This window comes from Actinomycetota bacterium, assembly GCA_036280995.1.
Classification (GTDB): Bacteria; Actinomycetota; CALGFH01; order CALGFH01; family CALGFH01; genus CALGFH01.
Genome location: DASUPQ010000389.1, coordinates 1 through 3197 on the forward strand (window position 1 = coordinate 1; position 3197 = coordinate 3197).

The following is a 3197-nucleotide window of genomic DNA, read 5'->3' on the forward strand; positions in this document are numbered from 1 at the left end:
TCACGTTCGAGCGTGTAATATCTCGCACTTCATGACACAAGTTCAAGGCCGGAGTCCTCACGCGGCCTTGCCAGCCAGGACCCAGCATTCGCAGTGGCGCTACCTGCGCTCTTGGGCTCGCCCTTCCAGGAAGTACGTGACGATCTCTCCCTTGCCCTTGACCTGGATCGGTCCCCGCCGTTCGAATCGGTAGCGATCGCAGAGCCGCTGGTGGGTGCGGGCCGTCACCTGGATGCAGCCGGGCACCCCGTGGGACTCCATGCGGCTGGCCGTGTTCACGGTGTCGCCCCACAGGTCGTAGCTGAACCTGCTTGTTCCAATGACGCCGGCGACCACCGGGCCGGTGTCGATGCCGATGCGAACCGCTAGTGGCCGGCCGCTCGGGTCGCGGCGCCCGGCCACCGCCGCGCGCATCGCCAAGGCCATCTCGGCGATCGCCTCGGCGTGGTCGGGGCGCGGGTCTGGCAGGCCTCCAACCACCATGTACGCGTCACCGATGGTCTTGATCTTCTCCAGCCCCCGCTCCCGAGCGAGTTGGTCGAATACCGAAAAGAGGTCGTTCAGACCCTCCACCACCTGCTCCGGCGCGATCCGCTCGCTTCGTCTGGTGAAGTCGACGATGTCGGCGAACAGCACGGTGACGTCGGAGAACCCGTCTGCGATCACTCCCTCGGTCTGCTTGAGCCGGGCCGCGATGGAGGCTGGCAGGACGTTGCGGAGCAGCCGTTCGGACTTCTCCCGCTCAAGGTCCAGCTCCCGGCGGTTCCGCACTGCCTCTCCGAGCAGCAGCACGGCCCCAAAGAGCACCACATCCGGCACGCTGTCATCGAGCACCTGCCGCGGCGGTTCCGGATCGACGAAGATTCGAAACAGCAGCGGTCCGCCCGTGAACCAGACGGCCACTGCAAGTGACCAGCGGGGATGGCCGGCGGCCCAGGCGGTTGCGAGCGCCACCGACAGCGGCACCGCCGGGCGGATGCCGGCGTAGTCGAGTACGTAGTAGAGCTGCAGGGCCGCCGCCGAGACGACCAGCACGGCCACCGGCCAGCGCCGCCGGACCAGCACCAGGCCGGCGATCGTGAGCCCCAGCAGATAGGCGAGCGCGTCGGGGGGCCGGCCCGGCTGGGGGGCCACGCCGATCGCGATCAGGATCGCGGTCGCGACGACCAGCGCCAGGCCCACGTCAAGGATCGGCCCAGGGACGTGCTGCATCCGCTGCCGCAACGACGACACGTCCGGGTGCTCAAGGGACATGCTGGGTCTCCTGGCGGATGTGGCGCTTGCCATGTCGCTGACCAACGGGTCTAGTTCGACCTGCACAGACGGCGAATGGCGGCGAATGCTTGGTTGTCGAACACCGAGGAATCGTGTCGATCGTAAGGCGGGGGAGCACACCTGAGTATCAACGTCATCCGAACCGCCGGGCGGTGGTATGTCCAGCGCGGAGGTGAGGCGTTCGCGGTTGATGCCGACCTTCCCAGCACGGCGGCGCTTCTCGGCGAGGGTCTGGAGGCGGTGCGAGCGGCCGGCTTGGCCGTGCGGGGTGGGGTGCCGGTCGACCAGCTCGTGTTGCAGTCGCCGGTGACGACCCCGTGTCGGGTGGTGGCCCAGGCGGTGAACTACCGGGGCCACGCCCGGGAGTCCGGCTTTGGCGAGAGCCCGCCGGCCGTGTTCTTCCGCAAGAGCTCGGCATCGGTGAGCGGGCCCACCGACGACGTGGTCAGGCCAAGGCATGTGCGACTGCTCGACTACGAGCTGGAGGTTGGCCTGGTCATGCGACGCCGGCTAACGGTCGGGACCACCGTGGCCGAAGCCGACCTGCCCAGCTACGTTGCCGGGCTGGTGATGTGCAACGACGTCACCGCCCGCGATGTCCAGTTGGAGAAGGGCCAGTTCTACGAGAGCAAGTCCTATCCGACCTTCACCCCGACCGGCCCTCGCCTGGTCCTGCTCGACCCAGAGGACTTCCCGCGGCTGGCCGGGCTGCGGCTGCGGCTGTGGGTGAATGGCGAGCTGCGCCAGGACGGGACGGTGGCGGACATGATCACCCGGCCGGCGGCCGCGCTGACGCTGCTGGCCCGGTTCCAGCCACTGGATCCAGGCGATGTCCTCTTGACCGGCACGCCGGGCGGCACCGCCCTGCAGGCGCCGCCGGCGGTCATCGAGAAGATGGGGGACCTGCTGCCGACGCCGCTCAAGTGGCGGGTGTTCTTCTCCCGGCAGGAGCGCAACCCCGCCTTCCTCAAGGCGGGGGACCAGGTCACCGCGTCGATCGCCACCGGGGACGGGGCGCTGGACCTCGGGACCCAGCGCGTCACCATACGGGACCGCCCATGAGGCCTCATGCTGCGGAAACGTCTGGTTGACCAGGAATGAGCGTCGGCCGAGAATGCAGGCTATGAGCTGCCCTGTCGCCGAGGTCGCCGGCGCGTTCCGTCGCCATGGTCCGCGCTGACCCGTCGGCGGGTGCGTTGGCCGGCCGGGGCGCCGAGAGCCGGTTCCTTGCCGCCAGCGACGGCATCAATCTCCACTACCTTCGCTGGTCCAGCGGCCGGTCACCCCCAAGGGCGGCGATCATCTTCCTCCACGGCATCGCCAGCCACGCGGGCTGGTTCGGGGAGACAGCCGCCGATCTCAACAGCCAGGGCGTGGTTGTCTATGGGCCGGACCGACGTGGTTCGGGCCGCAGCGGCGGACCCCGCGGCCACCTTGAGCGCTACGGTCGTGCGCTGGACGACGTCGAGGAGATGGTGCGGCTGGTCTCCTCCGAACACCGGACAACGCCCATCTTCCTGGCCGCCTCCAGCTGGGCGGCCAAGCTGGCCGTCGTCTACGCCGCGCAGCGGCCCGGCTCCCTATCGGGGCTGCTGCTCCTCGGCCCCGGGCTCCTCCCTCGGGTCAACCTGTCACCGACTCGACAGCTCTTCGTCGTCGTCGGCCACCTGGTCGCTCCGACGGCTCGCCTGCCCATTCCGCTGACGCCGGAGCTGTATACGGCCAACCGGCCGTATGTCGACTTCATTCGAGGAGACCGGCTGCGCCTGCTGGAGGCGACGACCCGGTTCTTCTGGGAGACGGCACGTCTGGACCGTCAACGCGCGCGCGCCTCGGCCCGCCTGAAGCTCCCGCTCCTCGTCCTCCAAGGCCAAGACGACAAGATGATGGATGTCACCAGGACGCGTCGCTGGTTCTCCCGG

At 68.9% G+C, this 3197-nt stretch carries 3 protein-coding genes; 2 read left to right on the plus strand and 1 reads right to left on the minus strand.

The genetic code is table 11. The features are described from left to right. Positions 1-99: 99 nt before the first annotated feature. The gene (locus VF468_13020; protein HEX5879217.1) at positions 100-1182 is read right to left on the minus strand and encodes an adenylate/guanylate cyclase domain-containing protein; all 1083 of its coding nucleotides are present in this window, start codon (positions 1180-1182) and stop codon (positions 100-102) included. 213 nt (positions 1183-1395) lie between these two features. On the opposite strand from VF468_13020, the gene VF468_13025 reads away from it, so the two are divergent. Together VF468_13025 and VF468_13030 are read left to right on the plus strand one after the other, a co-directional pair. Continuing rightward, on the plus strand, positions 1396-2337 hold the full coding sequence (locus tag VF468_13025; protein ID HEX5879218.1) for a fumarylacetoacetate hydrolase family protein: 942 nt from the start codon (positions 1396-1398) through the stop codon (positions 2335-2337). Between the two features lie 104 nt (positions 2338-2441). Further along, a partial coding sequence (locus VF468_13030; GenBank protein ID HEX5879219.1) for an alpha/beta fold hydrolase occupies positions 2442-3197 on the plus strand: 756 nt, incomplete at its 3' end.